Raw genomic sequence first — 5,943 nt, forward strand, 5'->3', positions numbered from 1 at the left:
TGGTTGCGGGAGCAGGATTTGAACCTGCGACCTTCAGGTTATGAGCCTGACGAGCTACCGGGCTGCTCCATCCCGCGACACTTAGCGTTGGTCTACCGCCTATTCGGCGAGTTGAGACCATTTTTGGCCTATCGCTTACGCTACTTGAGGCCGGGTAGTGTTTTTTTTCATCGTGTTAGAGAGGGGGGATTTTTCTAGGTTTGGCGGTGACCTACTCTCCCAGGGCTTAAGCCCAAGTACCATTGGCGCGGCAGTGCTTAACTTCCGGGTTCGGGATGGGACCGGGTGTTTCACTTGCGCTATGACCACCAAACCGAGGAAAATCCCCATATTGACTTTCTTGCTGAGCAAGAAAGCGACCGGTGGCAGGCAGCGTATTCGCTTGCGAATGCGCGGTGCCACTCGGTTGTTAATCAGATCAACGTTGTCCAACTCAAGGTCGGTGTATGCTTTGGTCTTGTCTTTCCATTACTGGATCAAATCAAGCCTATCGGGCGATTAGTACCGGTCAACTGAACGCATTACTGCGCTTACATCTCCGGCCTATTGACGTGGTGGTCTTCCACGGCCCTCAGGGAGACCTTGTTTTGAGGGGGGCTTCCCGCTTAGATGCCTTCAGCGGTTATCCTGTCCGATCATAGCTACCCAGCACTGCCGTTGGCACGACAACTGGTCCACCAGTGGATCGTTCACCCCGGTCCTCTCGTACTAGGGGCAACTCCTCTCAAGTCTCCTACACCCACGGCAGATAGGGACCGAACTGTCTCACGACGTTCTAAACCCAGCTCACGTACCTCTTTAAACGGCGAACAGCCGTACCCTTGGGACCTGCTCCAGCCCCAGGATGAGATGAGCCGACATCGAGGTGCCAAACACTGCCGTCGATATGGACTCTTGGGCAGTATCAGCCTGTTATCCCCGGCGTACCTTTTATCCGTTGAGCGATGGCCCTTCCACTCGGGACCACCGGATCACTATGGCCGTCTTTCGACTCTGCTCGACTTGTCAGTCTCGCAGTCAGGCTGGCTTCTGCCATTGCACTCAACGAGCGATTTCCGACCGCTCTGAGCCAACCTTCGCGCGCCTCCGTTACGCTTTAGGAGGCGACCGCCCCAGTCAAACTACCCGCCACGCAGGGTCCCGGATCCGGATAACGGACCGCGGTTAGACATCAAGAGTGCGAAGGGTGGTATCTCAAGGGAGGCTCCACCGCGACTGGCGTCACGGTTTCAAAGCCTACCACCTATCCTGCACATCACAATCCTGATGCCAGTGCGAAGCTGTAGTAAAGGTGCACGGGGTCTTTCCGTCTAACCGCGGGAAGCCTGCATCTTGACAGGCAATTCAATTTCGCTGAGTCGATGTTGGAGACAGCGGGGAAGTCGTTACGCCATTCGTGCAGGTCGGAACTTACCCGACAAGGAATTTCGCTACCTTAGGACCGTTATAGTTACGGCCGCCGTTTACCTGGGCTTCAATTCAAGGCTCTCACCTCTCCTTTTAACCTTCAGGCACCGGGCAGGCGTCAGACCCTATACGTCGTCTTGCGACTTCGCAGAGCCCTGTGTTTTTAATAAACAGTCGCCACCCCCTGGTTTGTGCCCCCAGCCCCTAGTTGCCTAGGAACCGGGCCTCCTTCTCGCGAACTTACGGAGGTATTTTGCCGAGTTCCTTCAACATCGTTCTCTCAAGCGCCTTGGTATGCTCTACCAGTCCACCTGTGTCGGTTTAGGGTACGGTCTGATGGAGGGCTATTTCCAGGAACCACTCAGCAGCCCAATCAATCCGATAAGATTGAACTACACCTGTGATCCGTCACATCCTCCTGGCCTAGGAATATTAACCTAGTTCCCATCGCCTACGCCTTTCGGCCTCGGCTTAGGGGCCGGCTTACCCTGCTCAGATTAGCTTTAAGCAGGAACCCTTGGACTTTCGGCGAGAGTGTCTCTCACACTCTTTGTCGCTACTCATGTCATCATTCTCACTAGTGATCTCTCCACCGGATCCCTCACAGGCCGGCTTCATCGAAAGATCCTCGCCTCCAATATCCCCGAAGGGATCAAGGAGGCATGGATCTATGTCACACTACGCTCTGCTACCATGCCTTACGGCATCCTAAGCTTCGGCTCATGGCTTGAGCCCCGTTACATCTTCGCCGCAGGACAACTTATTTAGACCAGTGAGCTGTTACGCTATCTTTAAAGGATGGCTGCTTCTAAGCCAACCTCCTGGTTGTTTTGGTCGTCCCACCTGCTTTCCCACTTAGCCATGAATTGGGGGCCTTAGCTGTAGGTCAGGGTTGTTTCCCTCTCCACTACGGACGTTAGCATCCGCAGTGTGTCTGCCATCTAGTACTCCCGGGTATTCGGAGTTTGGTTAGGATCAGTAAGCCTGTGGGGCCCCATTACCCATCCAGTGCTCTACCCCCCGGGGTATTCGGATGACGCTCTACCTAAATAGATTTCGCAGAGAACCAGCTATCTCCGAGTTTGATTGGCCTTTCACCCCTAGGCACAGCTCATCCCGATCCTTTTCAACGGATGTGGGTTCGGTCCTCCAGTAAGTGTTACCTTACCTTCAACCTGGCCATGCCTAGATCACTCGGTTTCGGGTCTGATCCCACGAACTCATACGCCCTATTAAGACTCGCTTTCGCTACGCCTACACCTAACGGCTTAAGCTTGCTCGTGAGACCAAGTCGATGACCCATTATACAAAAGGTACGCCGTCAGCTCGCAAGGAGCCTCCGACTGATTGTAGGCGTTCGGTTTCAGGTACTGTTTCACTCCCCTCGTCGGGGTGCTTTTCACCTTTCCCTCACGGTACTGGTTCGCTATCGGTCAGCAAGGAGTACTTAGCCTTCGAAGGTGGTCCTCCGATCTTCAGACAGAATTTCACGTGTTCCGCCCTACTTAATACGTCCATCAAAGCTTCCTATACGGGGCTGTCACCCGCTATGGCCATGCTTCCCAACATGTTCTAGTCACTTATCTGGCTCGGCTGGTCCCCGTTCGCTCGCCGCTACTAGGGGAGTATCAATTGATTTCCTTTCCTCCGGGTACTTAGATGTTTCAGTTCCCCGGGTTTGCTCTTAAAACCCTATGTATTCAGGTCTTAAGTACCTGTTTAAACCCCATATTGAGTATCAGAGATAACAATATGAAGCTTTCAGGTGGGTTGCCCCATTCAGAAATCCATGGATCAAAGCTTATTCTCAGCTCCCCATGGCTTATCGCAGAGTATCACGTCTTTCATCGCCTCTTGCTGCCAAGGCATTCACCAAACGCCCTTCTCGCGCTTGATTTGATCCAGAAAGAGAAAGACATAACTTAGTGCGCTACCGCCTATTAGGCTACTTGAGCGCAGTCAGGTCAATCGCGATCGCCCAGCTGGTAACTAAAGGCGATCTTTCTTCTGAACCAAAAGCATACTTTCCCGCCTTCCATCCTGGAACCCGCGCTGCCGATGTCGGTCGGCCCCACGCAGAGGATAGAAGACATGCATGATCGTCAGATCATGCGGGTTAGTGTACTTGACTTGGACAACTCTGTTCGTTTCAGCCGGGATAGTCGTGGACAGGCGAGGAAACACCCGTGTCACAACCCGCTCATCCGAAGATGAGAACGACTGAGATCAACGCCACACTCGGCGCGATCAAACAGTGTTGATTGATTTCTCTCTATACGATGTCAATGCTTCCGAAGAAGCGACGTCCAATCGGACGGCTAAGAACCCAAAGGTGCTTAACGATCTGATCGGGTAAATGGTGGAGCCTAGGAGGATCGAACTCCTGACCTCCTGAATGCAAATCAGGCGCTCTCCCAGCTGAGCTAAGGCCCCAAAAGTTTTTGGTGGGTCGAGGAGGACTTGAACCTCCGACCTCACGCTTATCAGGCGTGCGCTCTAACCACCTGAGCTACCGACCCAGTTGATTTTGCAAAGCAAAATCGACGTTGCCCGACAGGCGCTTTTGCTTGCAAAAGCTGCCGAGAGGGCCAGACCTCACAGCGTGCAGGCCTGATGTGTTCTGAAGAGATATGAGGACGGCTCGGTCCATGAGTTTGACCAACTTTGTTTGTTGATCTTCTGCTAAGTGTTCCACGATCAAGAGCGAACTCTGTGATGCTAGGAACATCCTTAGAAAGGAGGTGATCCAGCCGCAGGTTCCCCTACGGCTACCTTGTTACGACTTCACCCCAGTCGCTGATCCTACCGTGGCCGCCTGCCTCCCGAAGGTTAGCGCAGCGTCGTCGGGTAGAACCAACTCCCATGGTGTGACGGGCGGTGTGTACAAGGCCCGGGAACGTATTCACCGCGTCATGCTGTTACGCGATTACTAGCGATTCCGACTTCATGGGGTCGAGTTGCAGACCCCAATCCGAACTGAGACAGTTTTTTGGGATTAACCCATTGTCACTGCCATTGTAGCACGTGTGTAGCCCAACCCGTAAGGGCCATGAGGACTTGACGTCATCCACACCTTCCTCCCGCTTATCACGGGCAGTTTCCCTAGAGTGCCCAGCCGAACTGCTGGCAACTAAGGATGTGGGTTGCGCTCGTTGCCGGACTTAACCGAACATCTCACGACACGAGCTGACGACAGCCATGCAGCACCTGTCACTAGGTCACCGAAGTGAAAGATCCATCTCTGGATCGGTCCTAGGATGTCAAGGGTTGGTAAGGTTCTGCGCGTTGCTTCGAATTAAACCACATGCTCCACCGCTTGTGCGGGCCCCCGTCAATTCCTTTGAGTTTTAATCTTGCGACCGTACTCCCCAGGCGGAATGCTTAATCCGTTAGGTGTGTCACCGAATAGCATGCTACCCGACGACTGGCATTCATCGTTTACGGTGTGGACTACCAGGGTATCTAATCCTGTTTGCTCCCCACACTTTCGCACCTCAGCGTCAGTATCGAGCCAGTGAGCCGCCTTCGCCACTGGTGTTCCTCCGAATATCTACGAATTTCACCTCTACACTCGGAATTCCACTCACCTCTCTCGAACTCTAGACCGATAGTTTTGGAGGCAGTTCCGGGGTTGAGCCCCGGGATTTCACCCCCAACTTTCCGATCCGCCTACGTGCGCTTTACGCCCAGTAATTCCGAACAACGCTAACCCCCTCCGTATTACCGCGGCTGCTGGCACGGAGTTAGCCGGGGTTTCTTTACCTGCTACCGTCATTATCTTCACAGGCGAAAGAGCTTTACGACCCTAGGGCCTTCATCACTCACGCGGCATGGCTGGATCAGGGTTGCCCCCATTGTCCAAGATTCCCCACTGCTGCCTCCCGTAGGAGTCTGGGCCGTGTCTCAGTCCCAGTGTTGCTGATCATCCTCTAAAACCAGCTATAGATCGTAGGCTTGGTAGGCCATTACCCCACCAACTACCTAATCTAACGCGGGCTAATCCAAAGGCGATAAATCTTTCCCCCGAAGGGCACATACGGTATTACTCTCCGTTTCCAGAGGCTATTCCGTACCTTTGGGCATATTCCCACGCGTTACTAACCCGTCCGCCGCTCACCCCGAAAGGCGCGCTCGACTTGCATGTGTTAGGCCTGCCGCCAGCGTTCGTTCTGAGCCAGGATCAAACTCTCAAGTTGAAAGGCTATTGCTAACCTATCCTTGACGTTCGAACCTCTGCACATCTCATCTGGTGGCTAAACCAGATGAAGTCTTCTGTTTGATGTACACAGATTTCCTAAGAAACCAGTGAACCACTCAAACAGTGAAGCTGACACTAGATCATCGGCCGAAGCCTACTAGCGCGATATACAGACATTCAATCCGTCGAAACGAACCAAACCGCCCACATATCTCTTCAGTTATCCATCAATGTCAAAGAACATAACACCCAGAGCCAAAAACCAGACCGTTGCGCCAAAAAATCAGCGCGCCCGCCTAACTCATTCCCCAAGATGCCCCCAGTCTCTCCTGAGCGTC

The 5,943-nt window shown here is 53.3% G+C and carries 3 tRNA genes and 3 rRNA genes; all 6 read right to left on the reverse strand.

What is annotated here, in order from left to right:
• A tRNA-Met gene (locus ACR0MV_RS21535) sits at positions 1–77 on the reverse strand.
• A 121-nt stretch (positions 78–198) separates the two neighbouring features.
• Positions 199–313: ribosomal RNA gene (gene rrf, locus ACR0MV_RS21540) — 5S ribosomal RNA — on the reverse strand.
• A 164-nt stretch (positions 314–477) separates the two neighbouring features.
• Positions 478–3,304 (reverse strand): 23S ribosomal RNA (locus ACR0MV_RS21545).
• A gap of 460 nt (positions 3,305–3,764) precedes the next feature.
• Positions 3,765–3,840: transfer RNA gene (locus ACR0MV_RS21550), tRNA-Ala, on the reverse strand.
• 9 nt (positions 3,841–3,849) lie between these two features.
• Positions 3,850–3,926 (reverse strand) — tRNA-Ile (locus ACR0MV_RS21555).
• Positions 3,927–4,141: 215 nt separating this feature from the next.
• Positions 4,142–5,603 (reverse strand): 16S ribosomal RNA (locus ACR0MV_RS21560).
• The 16S, 23S and 5S rRNA genes sit together here with 3 tRNA genes alongside, the layout of an rRNA operon.
• Positions 5,604–5,943 lie beyond the last annotated feature (340 nt).

The sequence above is a fragment of the Ruegeria sp. BC3 genome (assembly GCF_056539265.1).